Source organism: Pseudomonas palmensis (assembly GCF_017848315.1).
Classification (GTDB): domain Bacteria; phylum Pseudomonadota; class Gammaproteobacteria; order Pseudomonadales; family Pseudomonadaceae; genus Aquipseudomonas; species Aquipseudomonas palmensis.
Genome location: NZ_JAFKEC010000083.1, coordinates 1 through 18,917, shown reverse-complemented (window position 1 = coordinate 18,917; position 18,917 = coordinate 1). Strand labels below are relative to the sequence as shown.

Genomic DNA, 18,917 nt, shown 5'->3' with positions numbered 1-18,917 from the left:
GGGCAGTGGCGGGCTGGGTGGGTTGCTCGGCGGCGCCGGTGGCGGTGGCCTGGGCGGGCTGCTCTCCGGTGCCGGCGGTGGTGCGCTGGCGGCGGGCGCGATGGGCCTGCTGCTGGGCAACAAGAAGGCGCGCAGCCTGGGGGGCAAGGCGCTCACCTATGGTGGCCTGGCCGCCCTCGGTGTGCTGGCCTACAAGGCCTACGGCAACTGGCAGGCCCAGCAGGGCAGTGCGCCGCAGCGCGAACCGCAGACCCTCGACCGCCTGCCTGCCGCCCAGGTCGAATTGCACAGCCAGGCCATCCTCAAGGCGCTGGTGGCTGCGGCCAAGGCCGACGGGCATGTCGACGAGCGCGAGAAGGCGCTGATCGAAGGCGAGTTCGTCAAGCTCGACAACGACCACGAGCTGCAACAGTGGCTGCATGCCGAACTCAACCGACCGCTGGACCCGGCCGACGTCGCCCGCGCTGCCACAACGCCGGAAATGGCGGCCGAGATGTACATCGCCAGCGTCATGCTGGTGGACGAGGAACACTTCATGGAGCGCGCCTACCTCGACGAGCTGGCCAAGCAGCTCAAGCTCGACCCGGCCCTCAAGGCCGAGCTGGAAAAACAGGTTCGCCAGGCCTGAGTCAGCAAATGCGGGCATATGGCCATCGCGCAGGCCATTTTGCCCGAGCCGTCTTGATCCAGAGCGCGTGCAGATAAGGTGCGTGGGCTATAATCTGCGCATTTTTCTGCTCGCGTAGAATCCTTGAGGGCTGACTGTGAAGAACTGGACATTGCGCCAACGCATCCTGGCGAGCTTCGCCATGATCATTGCCATCATGCTGTTGATGGTGGTCGCTGCCTACTCGCGCCTGGTGGCGATCGAGTCCAGTGAGGAGGCGGTGCGTTCGGACAGCATCCCTGGCGTGTACTACAGCTCGATGATCCGCAGCGCCTGGGTCGACAGCTACGTCAACACCCAGCAGTTGCTCGGCCTGAGCAACCATCGCGAGCTGACCAATGCCGACGCCGAGCTGTACAAGAGCTTCGAGGATCGCCTCAAGCAGAACATGGCCGATTACCAGAAGACCATCCAGTCCTCCGAAGACCAGTCCAGCTACGAGGAGTTCGTGCGCCTGGAGCAGGGCTACCTGAAGCTGCTCGACAGCGTGCTGGAGGCCTACCGGCAGAAGAACTACGCCGAGGCCCAGCGCCTGCTGCAGGACAGCATGACCCCGGCCTGGAACGAGGGCCGCAAGCACCTGAACACGGTGATCGAAGGCAACCGGGTGTCGGCCGAGCAGGCCACCGGTGCCATCGTCAGCGCGGTGACCACGGCCAAGGTCAGCATGATGATCTCGCTGGTGCTGGCGATCATTGCAGCCGGCATCTGCGGCCTGATGCTGATGCGCGCCATCACCGGCCCCATGCAACTGATCGTGCGGGCGCTGGACAAGCTGCGCGGCGGTGACCTCAGCGTGCGCCTGAGCCTGGACCGCAAGGATGAATTCGGCGCGGTGGAAACCGGCTTCAACGAAATGATGAGCGAGCTGACCACCCTGGTGTCCCAGGCCCAGCGCTCGTCGGTGCAGGTCACCACCTCGGTGACCGAGATTGCCGCCACCTCCAAGCAGCAGCAGGCCACCGCCACCGAAACGGCCGCCACCACCACCGAAATCGGTGCCACCTCGCGGGAAATCGCCGCCACCTCCCGTGACCTGGTGCGCACCATGACCGAGGTCACCAGCGCTGCCGACCAGGCCTCGGTACTGGCCGGCTCCGGCCAGCAGGGCCTGGCGCGCATGGAAGAGACCATGCACCAGGTGATGGGCGCGGCCGACCTGGTCAACAACAAGCTGGCGATCCTCAACGAGAAGGCCGGCAACATCAACCAGGTGGTGGTCACCATCGTCAAGGTCGCCGACCAGACCAACCTGCTGTCGCTCAACGCCGCCATCGAGGCCGAGAAGGCCGGCGAATATGGCCGCGGCTTTGCCGTGGTGGCCACTGAGGTGCGCCGCCTGGCCGACCAGACCGCCGTGGCCACCTACGATATCGAACAGATGGTGCGCGAGATCCAGTCGGCGGTGTCGGCCGGGGTGATGGGCATGGACAAGTTTTCCGAGGAAGTGCGTCGCGGCATGGCCGAGGTGCAGCAGGTGGGCGAGCAACTGACCCAGATCATCCACCAGGTGCAGGCGCTGGCGCCACGGGTGCTGATGGTCAACGAAGGCATGCAGGCCCAGGCCACCGGTGCCGAGCAGATCAACCATGCACTGGCGCAGCTGGGCGATGCCAGCAGCCAGACCGTGGAGTCGCTGCGCCAGGCCAGTTTCGCCATCGACGAGCTGAGCCAGGTAGCGGTCGGCCTTCGTGGTGGTGTGTCGCGGTTCAAAGTCTGAAGCCCCGATGAGCGACCTTCAGTCACGCCGCGACACTTCGGTGCCTACGCCAGGGCGCCTGTTCCTGGTATTTCGTATCGGCGAGCAGCGCTTTGCCCTGGACACCCATGAGGTAGTGGAGGTGCTGCCACGCCTGCCACTCAAGCCCATCGCCCACACCCCGCGCTGGGTGGCGGGGGTGCTGGCGCATCGCGGTGCGCTGGTGCCGGTGATCGACGTGGGCGACCTGGGGTTCGGCACCCCGGCGCCGCTGCGTACCAGCACCCGGCTGGTGCTGGTGCACTACCGGGGCCAGGCGCAGGCCGAGCCGCAGTTGCTGGGCCTGATCCTGCAGCAGGCCAGCGACACCCTGCGTTGCCACCCCGACGAGTTTCGCCCCTATGGCGTCGACAACCAGCAGGCCCCCTACCTGGGGCCGGTGCGCGAAGATGCCCAGGGCCTGATGCAACGCATCAGCGTCCAGGACCTGCTGACCGACCAGGCCCGCGCCTTGCTGTACCCGCCCGTGGAGGTGCAGCCATGAGCGACGAGCAGCGGTTCTTTCGATTCTTGCAAGAGCGTATCGGCCTGGATGTCGCCTCGGTTGGCGCGCCGATGGTCGAGCGGGCCCTGCGCCAGCGCTGTGCTGCCCTGCAGGCCCGCGACCTGGACGACTACTGGGTGCGCCTGCAGCAGTCGACCCCGGAGCAGCAGGCGCTGATCGAAGCGGTGATCGTGCCTGAAACCTGGTTCTTCCGTTATCCCGAGTCGTTCAGCGCGTTGGCCGGGCTTGCCCTCAGGCGCCTGGCCGAGCTCAATGGCACCCGGCCGCTGCGGGTGCTCAGCCTGCCGTGTTCGACCGGTGAAGAGCCCTATTCGATTGCCATGGCCCTGCTCGATGCCGGTATCGCCGGCCCCGGGTTTCGCGTCGACGGCATCGACATCAGCCCCAACTCGATCGCCCGCGCCGAACAGGCGGTGTATGGCCGCAACTCCTTTCGCGGCAGTGACATCGCCTTCCGCCAGCGCCACTTCAGCGAGGTGGAGCAGGGCCATCGCCTCGACGAGCGGGTTCGCCAGCAGGTCGAGCTGCAGGTGGGCAACGTGCTCGACCCGGCGCTGCGCACCCGCAGGGGCAGCTACGACTTCGTCTTCTGCCGCAACCTGCTGATCTATTTCGATGTACCCACCCAGCAACGGGTGTTCGACGTACTGAAAAGCCTCACCCATGAAGACGGCGTACTGTTCATCGGCCCGGCCGAAGGCAGCCTGCTGGCACGCATGGGCATGCGCCCGCTGGGTATCGCGCAGTCGTTCGCCTATGTACGGCATATCCCGCAGGAGCCGCCCCCAGTGCTTTCGCCGCCGCCCCCGATGCCTGCACCCAGTCCACGGCGGGCGCCTGCGCCGTTGGCGCGCCGTGCGCCAGCCCCGGCACCGCAGCCTGCCCGGGTTGCGCCCCCAGCCGCCGGCAAGCCCGGCGCCGAACAGCTGCTGGCGCAGATCGCCACGCTGGCCAACGAGGGCCGCAGCGACGAGGCACGCGCGGCCTGCGAACGCTATCTGCAGCAGCATGCACCGGATGCGCAGGTGTATTACTGGCTGGGCCTGCTCAGCGATACCGCCGGCGATGCGGCCCAGGCCGTGAGCCACTACCGCAAGGTGCTGTACCTGCAACCCCAGCACCCCGAGGCCCTGGCGCACCTGGCGGCGCTGCTGGCGTCCCAGGGCGATGAGGTGGGCGCCCGGCGCCTGCAGGAGCGTGCGGCGCGCCGAGAGCGCAGCGAGCGGGAGCCTGAACGATGAGCGGCCAGGCAGAGCTGGGCGTGATGGCCGCCACGGTCGAGGCCATCGACGATTGCTGGAACCGTATCGGTGTGCACGGCGACAAGAGCTGCCCGTTGCTGGCCGAGCATGTTCACTGTCGCAACTGCCAGGTGTACGCGGCAGCGGCCACGCGCCTGCTGGACCGCTATGCGCTGGCCCAGGACGCCCATGCGCAGACGCATGTGCAGGCACCGGTGAGTGTCGGGCGCTCGCTGTTGCTGTTTCGCCTGGGCGAGGAATGGCTGGCCCTGGCGACCCGCTGCCTGGTCGAGGTGGCGCCGCTGCAGCCGGTGCACTCCTTGCCGCACCAGCGCTCGCGGGTGCTGCAGGGGGTGGCCAATGTGCGCGGTGCGCTAGTGCCGTGCCTGTCGCTGGGCGACCTGCTGGGGCTCGAGCCCGGCAGCCCGGTGGCGGTGTCGGCGCGGGTCATGCCGCGCATGCTGATCCTGGGTGCCAGCGGCGGCGCCGTGGTGCTGCCGGTGGACGAAGTGGACGGCATCCATGCCCTCGACCCCGGGCAGCCGGCCAGCGACACCGCCACCGATGCACGCTTCACCGAAGCGGTATTGCAGTGGCGCGGTCGCAGCGTGCGGGTGCTGGATGAAGAACAGCTGTTGTCTGCCGTGAACCGGAGCCTGTCATGACCCCAGAGCAAATGCGCGACGCTTCGCTGCTCGAGCTGTTCAGCCTGGAGGCCGAGGCGCAGACCCAGGTGCTCAGCGCCGGCCTGCTGGCCCTGGAACGCAACCCTACCCAGGGTGACCAGCTCGAGGCCTGCATGCGCGCCGCCCACTCGCTCAAGGGCGCGGCGCGCATCGTGGGGATCGACGCCGGGGTCAGCGTCGCCCACGTGATGGAAGACTGCCTGGTCGAGGCCCAGGAAGGCCGCCTGCGCCTGCGCCCCGAGCACATCGATGCGCTGCTGCAGGGCACCGACCTGCTGATGCGCATCGCCACCCTGGGCGGTGCGGCCACCGAGGCGGCGGTCCAGGCCTTCGTGGTGCAGATGGCCGTGCTGCTCGATCCGGCCAGTGCGCTGATGGCGACGGGGCCGGCAATCGGCGACGCGCCCGAGCCGACGCAGAATCCTGAACCCGCACCGGCTGCGCCGCAGCCGGTGCCCCCGGCGCCCGAGCCTGAGGCGCTCACGCAACCGGAGGCGTCTGCCGAGCCCGTGGCCCTTGCGCCGGGCAAGCGCGGCGAAGGCGGCGAGCGGGTGCTGCGGGTCACGGCCGAGCGCCTGAACAGCCTGCTCGACCTGTCCAGCAAGTCGCTGGTCGAAACCCAGCGCCTGAAGCCCTACCTGGCCACCCTGCAGCGCCTCAAGCGCATGCACGGCCAGAGCATTCGCGCCCTCGATACGCTCAAGGCCGAGCTGGACACCGGCGGCCAGCGACCGGAGGTGCAGGAAGCGCTGGCGCAGGCCCAGCGCCTGCTCGGCGAAACCCGCGAGATGCTGCAGCAGCAGGCCGCCGACCTGGACGAGTTCGGCTGGCAGGCCAGCCAGCGCGCGCAACTGCTGTACGACACCGCGCTGGCCTGCCGCATGCGCCCGTTCGCCGACGTGCTCAACGGGCAGAGCCGCATGGTTCGCGACCTGGGGCGGTCGCTGGGCAAGCAGGTGCGCCTGGAGATCGAGGGCGAAAAGACCCAGGTCGACCGTGACGTGCTGGAAAAACTCGAGGCGCCGCTCACCCACCTTCTGCGCAACGCCGTGGACCACGGTATCGAACTGCCCGAGCAACGCCTGCTGGCAGGCAAGCCGGCCGAGGGCCTGATCCGCCTGCGCGCCTCGCACCAGGCCGGCCTGCTGGTGCTGGAACTGAGCGATGACGGTGGCGGCGTCGACCTGCAACGCCTGCGCCACAGCATCGTCGAGCGCCAGTTGTCGCCGGCCGACACCGTGGCGCAGATGAGCGAAGCCGAACTGCTGACGTTCCTGTTCCTGCCGGGGTTCAGCCTGCGCGACAAGGTCACCGAGGTTTCCGGGCGCGGCGTGGGGCTCGATGCGGTGCAGCACAGCGTGCGCCAGTTGCGCGGCTTCATCGACCTCAGCCAGCACAGCGGGCAGGGCAGCCGCTTTCACCTGGAGGTGCCGCTGACCCTGTCGGTGGTGCGCAGCCTGGTGGTCGAGGTGGGGGGCGAGGCCTACGCCTTCCCGCTGGCGCATATCGAACGCACCCTGGACCTGCCCGCCGAGGCCATCGTGCAGATCGAGGGGCGCCAGCATTTCTGGCATGAAGGCCGGCACATCGGCCTGGTGGCCGCCTCCCAGTTGCTCAACCGGCCGCCCAGCCAGGCGGCGGAACAGGCCATCAAGGTGGTGGTCATCCGTGAGCGCGACACCCTGTATGGCGTGGCCGTCGAGCGTCTGATCGGCGAGCGCGTGCTGGTGGTGATGCCGCTGGACGCGCGGCTGGGCAAGGTGCAGGACATCTCGGCCGGGGCCCTGCTCGATGACGGCTCGGTGGTGCTGATCGTGGACGTCGAGGACCTGCTGCGCTCGGTCGAGAAGCTGCTCAGCACCGGCCGCCTGGAACGTATCGAGCGTGGCCAGCGCGCCGCCCGCGAAGCGACGCGCAAGCGCGTGCTGGTGGTGGATGACTCGTTGACCGTGCGCGAGTTGCAGCGCAAGCTGCTGACCAACCGCGGTTACGAAGTGGCCGTCGCGGTGGACGGCATGGACGGCTGGAACGCCTTGCGCAGCGAGGATTTCGACCTGCTGATCACCGACATCGACATGCCGCGCATGGACGGCATCGAACTGGTCACCCTGCTGCGCCGCGACAGCCGGTTGCAGTCGTTGCCGGTGATGGTGGTGTCGTACAAGGACCGCGAGGAAGATCGTCGTCGTGGACTGGACGCCGGGGCCGACTACTATTTGGCCAAGGCCAGCTTTCATGATGATGCCTTGCTGGAAGCCGTGGTGGAGCTTATCGGGGGAGCCCAGGGATGAAGATCGCCATCGTCAACGACATGCCCCTGGCCGTGGAAGCCCTGCGCCGGGCATTGGCGTTCGAGCCGCAGCACGAGGTGATCTGGGTGGCCGGCAATGGCGCCGAGGCGGTGCAGCGCTGCGCCGAGCACACCCCCGACCTGATCCTGATGGACCTGATCATGCCGGTCATGGACGGCGTGGAGGCCACGCGCCAGATCATGGCCCGGACTCCTTGCGCCATCGTGATCGTCACGGTCGACCGCCAGCAGAACGTGCACCGCGTGTTCGAGGCCATGGGCCACGGCGCCCTGGACGTGGTCGACACCCCGGCGGTAGGCGCCGGCAACCCGCGTGAGGCGGCCGCGCCGCTGTTGCGCAAGATCCTCAATATCAGCTGGCTGATCGGCCAGCATGGCAGCAACCGCGTGCGGGCAGTGGCAGCCCCGCAGCGCCAGGGCGCACAACGCCAGCGCCTGGTGGCGATCGGTTCCTCGGCCGGTGGCCCGGCGGCGCTTGAGGTGCTGCTCAAGAGCCTGGAGCAGGATTTCAACGCGGCCATCGTGCTGGTCCAGCACGTCGACCAGGTGTTCGCCGCCGGCATGGCCGAGTGGCTGAGCAGCGCCTCCGGCCTGCCGGTACGCCTGGCCCGCGAGGGCGAAGCACCCCAGCCCGGGCAGGTGCTGCTGGCCGGCACCAACCACCATATCCGCCTGTTGAAGGACGGCACCCTGGCCTACACCGCCGAACCGGTCAACGCGATCTACCGCCCTTCGATCGATGTGTTCTTCGAGAGCGTGGCGCGCTTCTGGCAGGGCGATGCGGTGGGCGTACTGCTGACCGGCATGGGCCGCGATGGCGCACAGGGGCTCAAGCTGATGCGCGAGCAGGGCTTTCTGACCATCGCCCAGGACCAGCAGAGCAGTGCGGTCTACGGCATGCCCAAGGCGGCTGCGGCCATCGATGCCGCCGTCGAGATACGTGCGCTGGAGCGCATTGCGCCGCGCCTGATGGAGATTTTTTCGAAATGACGATGTGTAATGAACCAAACCGGTCGTTCGCCAGGGAGCAGGGCGCGCATGAATGATCTACCGCTCGTGGGGTTCCCGACCACCAATGAAAACTCGGCGATGGTGCTGCTGGTCGACGACCAGGCGATGATCGGCGAAGCCGTGCGTCGCGGCCTGGCCAACGAGGCCAACATCGACTTTCACTTCTGCGCCGACCCGCATCAGGCCGTCGCGCAGGCGATCCGGATCAAGCCCACGGTGATCCTGCAGGACCTGGTCATGCCCGGCCTTGATGGCCTGAGCCTGGTGCGCGAGTACCGCAGCAACCCGGCCACCCAGGACATCCCGATCATCGTGCTGTCGTCCAAGGAAGACGCGCTGGTCAAGAGCGCCGCGTTCGCCGCCGGGGCCAACGACTACCTGGTCAAGCTGCCCGACAACATCGAGCTGGTCGCGCGCATCCTGTACCACTCGCGCTCCTACCTCACCCTGCTGCAGCGTGACGAAGCCTACCGGGCGTTGAGGGTCAGCCAGCAGCAGTTGCTGGACACCAACCTGGTGCTGCAGCGGCTGATGAACTCCGACGGCCTGACGGGGCTGTCCAACCGCCGGCATTTCGACGAGTACCTGGAACTGGAATGGCGCCGGGCCATGCGTGACCAGTCGCAGCTGTCGTTGCTGATGATCGACGTCGACTATTTCAAGGCCTTCAACGACTCGTTCGGCCACCTGGCCGGGGACGAGGCGCTGCGCCAGGTGGCCGAGGCGATTCGTGCCTCGTGCAGCCGCCCCAGCGACCTGCCGGCACGCTACGGTGGCGAGGAATTCGCCCTGGTGCTGCCCAACACTTCGCCGGGCGGGGCGCGGCTGGTGGCCGAGAAGCTGCGCCAGACCGTGGTGGGCCTGGCCATCGAGCACAACATGCCGCAGGCGGGCAGCGTGCTGACCATCAGCATCGGCCTGGCCACCCACACGCCGGCAGTCGGCAGCCATTGCCGACAGTTGATCTCGGCGGCGGACAAGGGCCTGTACCAGGCCAAGAATGGCGGGCGCAACCAGGTCGGGGTGGCCTGACAGACCGCCATCGCGGGTCAAGCCCGCTCCCACGGGCATCGTGCTGCCCTTGTGGGGGCGGCTGATCCGCGATCAGGCGCCGGCTTCTCCAAAGGCCGCCCGACGGGCTGCCGCGCACCTGCAGACTCGTTTATACTCTCCGGCTTTTCACAGAATACGCACGAGAGCTGCCCGCCCATGGAAATCCAACCGATCCTGAACACCATCAAGGACCTGACCGAGCGCTCCGAATCCATTCGGGGGTATCTTTGACTACGATCACAAGCATGACCGCCTGATCGAAGTCAACCGCGAGCTCGAAGACCCGAACGTCTGGAACAAGCCCGAGTACGCCCAGGAACTGGGCCGCGAACGCGCCATGCTGGCGCAGATCGTCGACACCCTGGACGAACTGTCCGGCGGCCTGGTCGACGCCCGCGAGCTGCTCGACATGGCTGTCGAGGAGAACGACGAAGGCGCCGTCAATGACGTCGTCGAAGTGCTCCAGGGCCTGGAAGACTCCCTGGCCCAGCTCGAATTCCGTCGCATGTTCAGCGGCGAGATGGACATGAACAACGCCTACCTGGACATCCAGGCCGGTTCCGGCGGCACCGAGGCCCAGGACTGGGCCAACATCCTGCTGCGCATGTACCTGCGCTGGGCGTCCAAGCGTGGTTTCGACGCCACCATCATGGAACTGTCCGAAGGCGACGTGGCCGGCATCAAGGGCGCCACCGTGCACATCAAGGGCGAGTACGCCTTTGGCTGGCTGCGCACCGAGATCGGTGTGCACCGTCTGGTGCGCAAGAGCCCGTTCGACTCCGGCGCACGCCGCCATACTTCGTTCTCGGCGGTGTTCGTGTCCCCCGAGATCGACGACAAGGTCGAAATCGAGATCAACCCGTCCGACCTGCGTATCGACACCTACCGCTCCTCGGGTGCCGGCGGCCAGCACGTGAACACCACCGACTCGGCGGTGCGTATCACCCACGTGCCGACCAACACCGTGGTCAGCTGCCAGAACGAACGTTCCCAGCACGCCAACAAGGACACCGCCATGAAGATGCTGCGGGCCAAGTTGTACGAGCTGGAGATGCAGAAGCGCAACGCCGCGTCGCAGGCCCTGGAAGACAGCAAGTCGGACATCGGCTGGGGTCACCAGATCCGTTCGTACGTGCTCGACGCCTCGCGGATCAAGGATCTGCGCACCAACGTCGAACGCAGCGACTGCGACAAGGTGCTCGACGGCGATATCGACGAGTACCTGGAAGCCAGCCTCAAGCAGGGGCTGTAAGTTTCGCGACCCGCTACAAGACCCTCGCCTGCGGGCGGGGGCAATGAACCCCTGATGGAAAATGTGACCACATGAGCGACCTCAAACTCGACCCGCAAGACCTGCAACAGGAAGAAAACACCCTGATTGCCCTGCGCAAGGAAAAGCTTGCCGCAGAGCGCGCCAAGGGCAACGCCTTCCCCAACGACTTCCGCCGTGACAGCTACTGCAACGACCTGCAGAAACAGTATGTCGACAAGACCAAGGAAGAGCTGGAAGCTGCAGCGATCCCGGTCAAGGTTGCCGGTCGCATCATGCTCAACCGTGGCTCGTTCATGGTGATCCAGGACATGACCGGGCGCATCCAGGTCTACGTCAACCGCAAGACCCTGCCCGAGGAAACCCTGGCAGCGGTCAAGACCTGGGACCTGGGCGACATCATCAGCGCCGAAGGCACCCTGGCCCGTTCGGGCAAGGGCGACCTGTACGTCGAGATGACCAACGTGCGCCTGCTGACCAAGTCGCTGCGCCCGCTGCCGGACAAGCACCACGGCCTGACCGACACCGAGCAGCGCTATCGCCAGCGCTACGTCGACCTGATGGTCAACGAGGAAACCCGCCACACCTTCCGTGTGCGCTCGCAGGTCATCAACCATATTCGCAACTTCCTCATCCAGCGCGACTTCCTGGAAGTGGAAACGCCGATGCTGCAGACCATCCCCGGTGGCGCTGCGGCCAAGCCGTTCGAAACCCACCACAACGCGCTGGACATGCCGATGTTCCTGCGCATCGCGCCGGAGCTGTACCTCAAGCGTCTGGTGGTCGGTGGTTTCGAGAAGGTCTTCGAGATCAACCGCAACTTCCGTAACGAAGGCGTCTCGACCCGGCACAACCCCGAGTTCACCATGCTCGAGTTCTACCAGGCCTACGCCGACTACGAAGACAACATGGACCTCACCGAAGAGCTGTTCCGCGAGCTGGCGCAGCTGGTGCTGGGCAGCACCGACGTGCCGTACGGCGACAAGGTGTTCCACTTCGGCGAGCCGTTCGTGCGCCTGTCGGTGTTCGACTCGATCCTCAAGTACAACCCCGAGCTGACCGCCGACGACCTCAACGACATCGACAAGGCCCGCGCCATCGCCAAGCAGGCCGGCGCCAAGGTGCTGGGCTTCGAAGGCCTGGGCAAGCTGCAGGTGATGATTTTCGAAGAGCTGGTCGAGCATAAGCTGGAGCAGCCGCACTTCATCACCCAGTACCCGTTCGAAGTGTCGCCGCTGGCCCGTCGCAATGACCAGAACCCGAACGTCACCGACCGCTTCGAACTGTTCATCGGCGGCCGCGAGATCGCCAACGCCTACTCCGAGCTCAACGATGCCGAGGACCAGGCCGAGCGCTTCATGGCCCAGGTGGCCGACAAGGACGCCGGCGACGACGAGGCCATGCACTACGATGCCGACTTCGTGCGCGCCCTGGAGTACGGCATGCCGCCCACTGCCGGTGAGGGCATCGGTATCGACCGCCTGGTGATGCTGCTGACCAACTCGCCGTCGATCCGCGACGTGATCCTGTTCCCGCACATGCGCCCGCAGGCCTGAGTGTCTTGAACAAGCCGCCTCTAGGGGCGGCTTTTTCATGTCTGCGACAAGCTGATCGATCAGTCAGCATTCAACGAGGTAGACCCCAGTGACGACTGCAATGGCTCAACAAGGTGCTGCTGGCGTGGCCACAGCGGTAGCCGAAAGTGTTCAGTACCAGGGGCGCAAGGCCAGCCGCCAGGGCAGCGAGCAGCGCCGTCAGCAGATCCTCGACGCGGCCATGCGCATCATCGTGCGTGATGGCGTGCGCGGCGTGCGCCACCGTGCGGTGGCCGCCGAGGCCGGTGTGCCGCTGTCGGCCACCACCTATTATTTCAAGGACATCGAAGACCTGCTCACCGACACCTTCGCCCAGTATGTCGAACGCAGCGCGGCCTACATGGCCAAGCTGTGGGAAAACACCGAGGTGCTGTTGCGCCAGCTGATCGCCAAGGGCGACGGCAGCCCCGGCGCCCGCGCGCAGCTGGCCGACGAAGTGGCGAAGATGGGCGCCGAGTACGTGCAGCGCCAGTTGCACAACCGCCGCGACTTCCTGATGGCCGAGCAGGCGTTTCGCCAGGAAGCGCTGCTGTGCCCGCGGCTGGCCGAACTGGTGCGCCTGCATGCGCAGATCCTGCTGCGCGGCACCTGCCAGCTGTTGCAGGTGGTGGGTTCGCGCCAGCCACAGCAAGATGCCATAGTGTTGACGGCCATCATCGAGCAGATGGAATATCAGGGCCTGCTCGATGCTGCACAACCCCAGGCCGAAGCGCAGATGCTCGCTATCCTTACCCGATACCTGCATCTGGTGCTGGCATCGGCCTGAGGCTCTACCTAATTCAAGGAGTATCGGATGAAAGCCTGGCGTGTGCTGTTGGCCCTGTCGTTTGTGCTGTTGAGTGGTTGCCTGGTGACGTTCAACGAGCCGATCCCGACCAACCAGCCGGCGCCCAAGGCCCTGCTCGGCAAATGGACCAGCAAGGACGCCTGGGGCGAGCCGCTGACGTTGCAGATCAGCCGCAGGGGCGACAACGCCTACAAGGCGGTGGCCACCGCCAAGGGCAAGAAGCCTGAAACCTACGCCTTCACCGTGGCCCGCCATGGCAACCGCTGGTACCTCTCGGCCGGCGTGCCCAAGCGTCTGGGGGGCAACTTCCTGATCGGCGGGTTCGAGGTGATCGACAACAAGCAACTGGTGATCTACAACCTGGATGTCGAGCAGATCAACCAGGCCCTGAAGAACAAGGAACTGAGCGGTCGCGCCATCGAGATACCGGAGGAAAACGGCCAGGGCGTGCTTATCGACAGCCCGGCGGCGCGGGTGCTGGCCTACCTGGACGACCCGGCCAACTCCGACCTGTTCATCGAAGTCGCACGTTTTCAGCGGGCCGGCAAGTAGGCTGGCCAACACAAGGAGTTTCGGGTGGACGAGTACCAGCAGACGATACGCACCCTGTCTGATCGCATTGTCCTGGCGCAAACCCCTATTCGCGTACTCGATGCGGTGAAATGGGACGACAGCATTCGCCAGGGTTTCCTCAAGGCCAAGGGCCGGGAAATGCCGGCCGTGGACCGCGCCTACTACCAGGGCAGGCCCTTGTCGTTCGACTCCAGCGCGGTGAAGCTCGAGTTCCAGAACATCGAGCGCGACATCACCCGCCAGCTCGGCCAGTTCAACCCGGTCGGGCAGATCATGCGGCGCATGTGCAAGGAATACCGCATGGTGGTGCGCATGCTCGAGGCGCGCGGCACGGAAGACTTCGGTCTGATTTCCCAGGAGCTTTACGGCGCCGCCTCCGACGCCTTCCATGCCGGCGACCCGACCCTGGCCGACCTGGGCCTGATGCTCTCGGACTACCTGAACAACATCGACGGGCGCGGCGACCTCAAGGACGAACCCAAGGACCTCACCGCCAAGCAGGCCGTGGAGCTGCTCCAGGGCCGCCTGAACAAGGTGTTCGGCGAGGCCGAGGAAACCATCCGCGTGTTCGAGTCCGACGGTATCGTCGCCGACGCGGCGGCGGGCGCCGACTACATCAAGATCCGCAGCGACGCGATGTTCAACAGCCGCGACGTGCGCGCGCTGGAGGTGCATGAAGGGCTGGTGCACGTGGGCACCACGCTCAACGGCCTCAACCAGCCGATCTGCACCTTCCTGGCCAAGGGCCCGCCCTCGTCGACGGTGACCCAGGAAGGCCTGGCGATCCTGATGGAAGTGATCGCCTTTGCCTCCTACCCCAGCCGCCTGCGCAAGCTCACCAACCGCACCCGCGCCATCCACATGGTCGAGGAGGGGGCGGACTTCATGCAGGTGTACGAGTTCTTCCGTGCCCAGGGGTTTGAAATGGCCGAAAGCTATGGCAATGCCAGCCGCGTGTTCCGCGGCTCGGTGCCCAATGGCCTGCCATTCACCAAGGACTTGTCCTACCTCAAGGGCTTCATCATGGTTTACAACTACATTCAGTTGGCCGTGCGCAAGGGCAAGCTGGAGCAGATTCCGTTGCTGTTCTGCGGCAAGACCACCCTGGAAGACATGCGCACCCTGCGCCAACTGGTCGATGAAGGCCTGGTGGAGCCACCCAAGTACCTGCCCGAGCAGTTCCGCGACCTGAACGCGCTGTCGGCCTGGATGTGTTTTTCCAACTTCCTCAACCACCTGAGCCTGGACCGGATTGAAGCCGATTATTCGAACATTCTCTGAGCACTGGCGGGCCGGGCTGCTGGCCGCGCTGCTGAGCCTGGCCGGCTGCAGTTCGCTGTTGTTCTACCCCGAGCGTGGCCTGCCGTTCACGCCCGAGAAGGCCGGGCTGGCCTACCGCGACGTGAGCCTGACCACCGAGGACGGCACGCGCCTGCACGGCTGGTGGTTGCCGGCCAAGGCCGGGGTGCCGGTCAAGGGCACGGTACTGCACCTGCATGGCAATGGCGGCAACCTGGCCTGGCATCTGGGCGCCAGCTGGTGGCTGCCCGAGCAGGGCTACCAGGTGCTGCTGGTGGACTACCGGGGGTACGGGGTGTCCCAGGGCGAACCGACCCTGCCGGCGGTGTACCAGGACATCGCCGCGGCGATGGACTGGCTGCAGCAGGCTCCCGAAGTGCAGGGCAAGCCGCTGGTGCTGCTGGGGCAGAGCCTGGGCGGGGCGATGGGCATTCACTACCTGGCGCAGCATCCCGAGCAGCGCCAGCGCTTCAAGGCCCTGGTGTTCGACGGGGTGCCGGCCAGCTACCGCAAGGTGGGCCAGTTTGCCCTGAGCACTTCCTGGCTGACCTGGCCGTTCCAGGTGCCGTTGTCGTGGCTGGTACCCGATGGCGACAGCGCCATCGGGTCGATCGACCAGTTGAGCTCGCCGCCCAAGCTGTTCTTCCACAGCATCGACGACCCGATCGTGCCGTTGGCCAACGGCCTGGCGCTGTACCGCGCCGCGCCGCCACCGCGGGTTCTGCAACTGACCCGTGGCGGGCATGTGCAGACCTTCGCCGACAAGACCTGGCGCCAGGTGATGCTGCGCTTTCTGGATGACCCCGAGCATTTCAACGGGCTGCGGCGCTTGGCCGAAGTCCCCAATTACCCTGACGAGAAGTCGCAATGAGTGAAGAACGCAACGCCATCCCGCTGATCATTACCGGTATCTGCAGCATCATCGGTACGGTGGGCGTGCTCTGGTACTACGGCTACCTGCATTTCGCCAAGCCCCAGGATGCACTGTTGCTGGCCGACTACACCATGCTCAAGACGGTGCCGGGGGAGGACTACAAGATCTCGCTCAAGCCGGCGGCGCAGGTGGCGCAGTGCATCGATGGCGTGCTGGTGCTGTTCGACACCGAACAGAAGGGCCTGACCGGCGTGCTGGTGGACAACCGCAAGCAGGCGGTGCGCTGCATGGGGCAGGAGACGCCCCAGCAGGTCCAGCAGTAAGCGGTTCCCGGTACGCCGCGTGAATACCTGCGGCGTACCGGGCACGCGTCAGCTACGTGACGAAGGGCCCGGGCGCGGCTCGCGCAGAATGGTCCTGGTCAGTTCCATGCGGGCCTGTTCGACCCTTTTCATCAAGGCCTGGTAGGCAGCGCGGTATTCGCTGCTGTTGAGCGACAGCATGTCCGGCAGCGCTTCGTGCAGGCCCAGCCGACCACTCAGGTGCAGGATGTCGCGCAGGCGCGCCTGTTCATCCTCGCTCAAGGGCGGCGGCAGTTCTTCGTTGCTGACGGCGTCCAGGTATTCGCTGATTCGATCCCGCCAGCGGTTGACCTGCTCCAGTTGCGGTGACGCGGCAAAATCCAGGTAGCGCTGCCAGTAGGCCTGCCCATAGAGGTAGTCGGGCAACTGGCTCATCTGGGAGCGCAACACGGCCTCGCAGGCTTCATCGAGCATGGCCGGGGTAACCCAGCGGGTGTAGCCGGTGAAGGCCTGGGTGGCCGGCTGGTCGCGCAGCCCCAGGCGCGTGGTCAACGCGATCCTGAAGTGCAGTTCGATTTCGCTGTAGTCGATCTGGTGCCCCAGGCGGCGCCAGCCCGGCAGGTTGGCGCTGACATGCTCGCGCAGGCGCAGTGCGCGCCAATGGCTGATCGCCATGTCGATCAGTTCGCCCTCGGCTGCCGCATCGCCCACGCTGGCCAGCGCCAGGTCGGCGTGCAGCAGGTTTTCCAGTTGCGAGAACACCACCGCATCGCGGTCGATGCAACTCACCGCCTCGAGCGCCACCTCATACAGGGTTCTGCGCAGGTCCTGGCCGAAAGCCCCCCGGATCAATGCCTGGATTCGCGTGCGCATTGCCGTGTGCCTTGGCGGCAAGGCGTGCAGACGATCTTGGCGCAGCAGCAAGGCGAAGAACTCGATCACCGCCGAGCCGTTGTCTTCGAGCAATTGCCGGGCCCGTGCCTGATCGTCAGCGGACATGCCTTCGAACAGGCGCGGTGCGTCGCGCAGTGCCGTGGCGTGGCGCACCGAGGCCGGTTCGACGTCGGTGGAGCCCTGCGAGTCGGAGCTCCCGGCGCTGGATGCATCGGAGTCCTGCAGCGTGTTGCCCGTGGCGATCATGTCGTCCTCGAACCGCTGGCGCTGTGATTCGGGCAGGTACTCGTATGCCATGCGCAGGCCGCGTACAAGGCCGGCCCCTTCGGGCACGCTGGCAATGGCCAGCCCGCGCAGGTCGGCGCTGTGCACCCGGGGCAGTCGCTCAAGGCCCGTGGGCCACTGGTCGACGGGCGAGGCCAGGTACGACAGGTCGAGCTCTTCCAGGGCCTGCAGGCGGGTCACGTCCGGCATGCGTGAAAGCGGGTTGGCGGACAGGTCGAGGCTGACCAGGCGCTGCAGGCCACCCAGATCGAGGATGTCCTGTTCGCTCAAGCTGATGAGGTTCTGCGCCAGGTTCAGGGTGTGCAGGTGCGTTGCCTGCTGCAGTGCGGCGAAAACGCCCTGTTCGAAGCGCGCGCTCGAGCCCTGCAGGGTCAGAATGCGCAGCGAGTCGCGGGTCAGCAGACGGGTCATGTGCTGGGCCGTCCAGCTGAAGTCGGGCACGTCGATGTCATTCAGGATCAGGGTCTGCAAGCCGCTCAGGGTGCCCAGTTCGGCCAGGCGGGTCGGTGTCAGCCGGGTACGCGACAGGTTCAGGTGGCTGAGCCGGTGCAGGTTCTCCAGACCTTGCGGCAGTTCGGTCAGGGGCAGGTTGACCAGTTCCAGCCTGTGCAGGTTCGGAAAGCGCTGCACGAAGGCTGCCAGGCCGTCGATGCGCGGTGTATCCAGGACCCTCAGCGCCACCACTGCCGGCAACGTCACCGACAACGGTGGCAACGCCTGCTGGCTGTCGATGCGAACCTCGTCCCGCCGGCGCAGAATGCGGCATTCCCAGGCCCGCACCAGCTGCTGCGCCACCTCTGTGCGCTCGGCGCGGGCAGTGGCATCGGCACTTTGCTCGACCCACCGGTCCAGGCTGCCATCGAGTTGCAGGCGCTCCTGTTCCAGCTGCGTCACGTGCGCGCCGATGGGCTGGTTCTGGCTGAGCAGGTGGGCGATGTAGGCATTGACGTAGCGGCGCGCAATGGGCAGCCGATGGTGGCTGATCAGGCGTTCGAGGCGGGTATGCAGTGGTTCGCGATTGAACATGTTCTGCTCGCCACGGCTGGGGCTGCGTTGGGTCGGGGCATTGGCGGTGGTGGTCAACCAGCTTCTTTGCACCGGCAGGCCCAGCAGCAGGCGGGCGCGGGTAGGGCGCGCCAGCGCCATCTCCATCAGGCGCTGGTGCAGGCGCTGCGGCTCGTTGAGTCCGAAGCCCAGCCGCGCGCTGCGCGACTCGCCCAGTGCATGCAGCAATGCGCGGTAGAACCCGAACTCGCTGGTGTCCTGGGCCAGCAGCACCTGGGTCGCGCTGATCGCGTGCCAGCCCTCGTCTTCATCCAGGTACACCGAGGTGGTATCGACATCGGTCTGGCCCAGCGCTGCAAGCGGGGTGCCGAACCGTGCGCCGCTGCGCAGCAGCAGCGCGGTACCGGCCGGCCAGTGGTCCAGGTGTTCGAGCAGGCGCACGGCCAGGATGAAGGTGTCCTGGTTGATCGAGGCCGGCTGGGTAAAGCCCTCCAGAGCATTGCTCAGGCGCGCGTCATGGTCGAGGGCACGCGCCTGCTCGGCCACGTCCAGAGGCAGGGGCAGCGGCGGGGTCGCCTGCAGCGGGGCATAGATGCGCTGGCGGTTTTCGTCCAGCAGTCGTTGCGCGACACTCAGTGGCAGGTTCGGATAGCGTTGCTGGAGCTCCAGCACCGCATGATCGGTATCCAGTTGTGCCAGTTCGAAGCGGTGCAAGGCGATCGCCCGATTGAGCCGTGGTGACCAGGCATCGTACAGGTCGGCCGGCGGCGGGTTGCAGCCAGTGGTGCAGGGGGTGGCGG

The 18,917-nt window shown here is 66.4% G+C and carries 15 protein-coding genes and 1 pseudogene; 15 read left to right on the top strand and 1 reads right to left on the bottom strand.

The annotated features are described in order from the left end of the window. From JZZ72_RS26075 to JZZ72_RS26005, 15 genes and pseudogenes are all read left to right on the top strand, one after another. A partial coding sequence (locus JZZ72_RS26075; protein ID WP_210015398.1) for a tellurite resistance TerB family protein occupies nt 1-628 on the top strand: 628 nt, incomplete at its 5' end. Between the two features lie 181 nt (nt 629-809). Then, a complete protein-coding gene (locus JZZ72_RS26070) occupies nt 810-2,387 on the top strand; it encodes a methyl-accepting chemotaxis protein (RefSeq protein WP_213086040.1) in 1,578 nt (525 codons plus the stop codon). A gap of 7 nt (nt 2,388-2,394) precedes the next feature. Beyond that, a complete protein-coding gene (locus tag JZZ72_RS26065; protein WP_054915018.1) occupies nt 2,395-2,910 on the top strand; it encodes a chemotaxis protein CheW in 516 nt (171 codons plus the stop codon). Next, the gene (locus JZZ72_RS26060; protein ID WP_078480084.1) at nt 2,907-4,172 is read left to right on the top strand and encodes a CheR family methyltransferase; all 1,266 of its coding nucleotides are present in this window, start codon (nt 2,907-2,909) and stop codon (nt 4,170-4,172) included. Before JZZ72_RS26065 ends, JZZ72_RS26060 begins: the two co-directional genes overlap by 4 nt. Further along, nucleotides 4,169-4,837, top strand: a complete 669-nt coding sequence (locus JZZ72_RS26055) for a chemotaxis protein CheW (RefSeq protein ID WP_210015397.1) — start codon at nt 4,169-4,171, stop codon at nt 4,835-4,837. The genes JZZ72_RS26060 and JZZ72_RS26055 overlap by 4 nt, the downstream gene beginning before the upstream one ends. Next, nucleotides 4,834-7,149 carry a hybrid sensor histidine kinase/response regulator gene (locus JZZ72_RS26050; protein WP_210015396.1) on the top strand — a complete coding sequence of 772 codons (2,316 nt, stop codon included), beginning with the start codon at nt 4,834-4,836 and terminating at the stop codon, nt 7,147-7,149. The genes JZZ72_RS26055 and JZZ72_RS26050 overlap by 4 nt, the downstream gene beginning before the upstream one ends. Beyond that, entirely contained in the window at nt 7,146-8,159 is a 1,014-nt protein-coding gene (cheB, locus tag JZZ72_RS26045) for a chemotaxis response regulator protein-glutamate methylesterase (protein ID WP_043863210.1), read from the top strand. The genes JZZ72_RS26050 and cheB overlap by 4 nt, the downstream gene beginning before the upstream one ends. 48 nt (nt 8,160-8,207) lie before the next feature. Then, nucleotides 8,208-9,249 (top strand): annotated as a pseudogene (locus tag JZZ72_RS26040) (diguanylate cyclase); the annotation flags it as partial. 140 nt (nt 9,250-9,389) lie between these two features. Next, a protein-coding gene (gene prfB, locus JZZ72_RS26035) for a peptide chain release factor 2 (RefSeq protein ID WP_100633065.1) occupies nt 9,390-10,485 on the top strand; the annotation gives its coding sequence in 2 pieces (ribosomal slippage) (nt 9,390-9,461 and nt 9,463-10,485; 1,095 coding nt in all). Nucleotides 10,486-10,556: 71 nt separating this feature from the next. Beyond that, complete coding sequence (gene lysS, locus JZZ72_RS26030) at nt 10,557-12,059, top strand: lysine--tRNA ligase (RefSeq protein WP_043863213.1); 1,503 nt, start codon at nt 10,557-10,559, stop codon at nt 12,057-12,059. Between the two features lie 100 nt (nt 12,060-12,159). Continuing rightward, nucleotides 12,160-12,864, top strand: a complete 705-nt coding sequence (locus JZZ72_RS26025; RefSeq protein ID WP_043863214.1) for a TetR/AcrR family transcriptional regulator — start codon at nt 12,160-12,162, stop codon at nt 12,862-12,864. 27 nt (nt 12,865-12,891) lie between these two features. Further along, on the top strand, nt 12,892-13,437 hold the full coding sequence (locus JZZ72_RS26020) for a hypothetical protein (protein ID WP_043863215.1): 546 nt from the start codon (nt 12,892-12,894) through the stop codon (nt 13,435-13,437). Nucleotides 13,438-13,461: 24 nt separating this feature from the next. Next, nucleotides 13,462-14,739: a flavohemoglobin expression-modulating QEGLA motif protein gene (locus JZZ72_RS26015; RefSeq protein WP_043863216.1), complete on the top strand. Its 1,278-nt coding sequence runs from the start codon at nt 13,462-13,464 to the stop codon at nt 14,737-14,739. Further along, complete coding sequence (locus tag JZZ72_RS26010; protein ID WP_210015395.1) at nt 14,711-15,628, top strand: alpha/beta hydrolase; 918 nt, start codon at nt 14,711-14,713, stop codon at nt 15,626-15,628. The genes JZZ72_RS26015 and JZZ72_RS26010 overlap by 29 nt, the downstream gene beginning before the upstream one ends. Further along, complete coding sequence (locus tag JZZ72_RS26005; protein WP_043863218.1) at nt 15,625-15,954, top strand: hypothetical protein; 330 nt, start codon at nt 15,625-15,627, stop codon at nt 15,952-15,954. The genes JZZ72_RS26010 and JZZ72_RS26005 overlap by 4 nt, the downstream gene beginning before the upstream one ends. A gap of 48 nt (nt 15,955-16,002) precedes the next feature. On the opposite strand, the gene JZZ72_RS26000 is transcribed toward JZZ72_RS26005, so the two are convergent. Next, nucleotides 16,003-18,917, bottom strand: a 2,915-nt coding sequence (locus tag JZZ72_RS26000; RefSeq protein ID WP_210015394.1) for an NEL-type E3 ubiquitin ligase domain-containing protein, incomplete at its 5' end; no start/stop codon positions are given.